The 642-nt window shown below is 65.6% G+C and carries 1 protein-coding gene; it reads left to right on the top strand.

The genetic code is table 11. The features are described 5' to 3' along the window. Positions 1-642, top strand: a 642-nt coding sequence (locus GTW58_RS13445) for an aldehyde dehydrogenase family protein (RefSeq protein WP_168023598.1), incomplete at both ends; no start/stop codon positions are given.

Consider the following 642-nt stretch of genomic DNA (forward strand, 5'->3'; position numbering starts at 1 on the left):
ACCAGATCGAGAGGGTCATCGGTGACCCGCGGGTCCAAGGTGTGTCTCTGACCGGGTCCGAGCGGGCCGGTGCCAAGGTGGCCGAAATCGCCGGGCGCAACCTCAAGAAGGTGGTCCTGGAGCTGGGTGGGTCGGACCCGTTCGTCGTCCTGGACACCGACAACGTGGCCGAGTCCGCCCAGCTGGCCTTCGACACCCGGATCGAGAACACCGGGCAGGCGTGTAATTCCAACAAGCGGATCATCGTCTCCGGGGAAATCTATGACGATTTCGTGGCCGAAATGGTCCGCCTGACCTCGGAGCTCGAACCGGCCGATCCTGCCGCCGAGCGTCCGAAGACCTACGGTCCGATGTCCTCGCGTGCTGCCGCGGAGAAGTTGGATCAGCAGGTCAAGACGGCAGTGGAGGAAGGCGCGACCCTGCACGTCGGCGGTGAGCTGTCCTCCGGCCCGGAGGCCTTCTTCAGCCCGGCCGTGCTGACGGATGTCGCCGAGGGGACCCAGGCATACAAGGAGGAACTGTTCGGACCAGTCATCGTGGTCTACCGCGTCGAGTCGGACGAGGAGGCCCTCGCGTTGGCCAACGACACCCCGTTCGGGCTCGGAGGTTCCGTACACAGCACCGACCCCAAACGAGCGGAGG

Origin of the sequence: Kocuria subflava (genome assembly GCF_012163155.1) — a bacterium.
Taxonomy (GTDB): Bacteria; Actinomycetota; Actinomycetes; order Actinomycetales; family Micrococcaceae; genus Kocuria; species Kocuria subflava.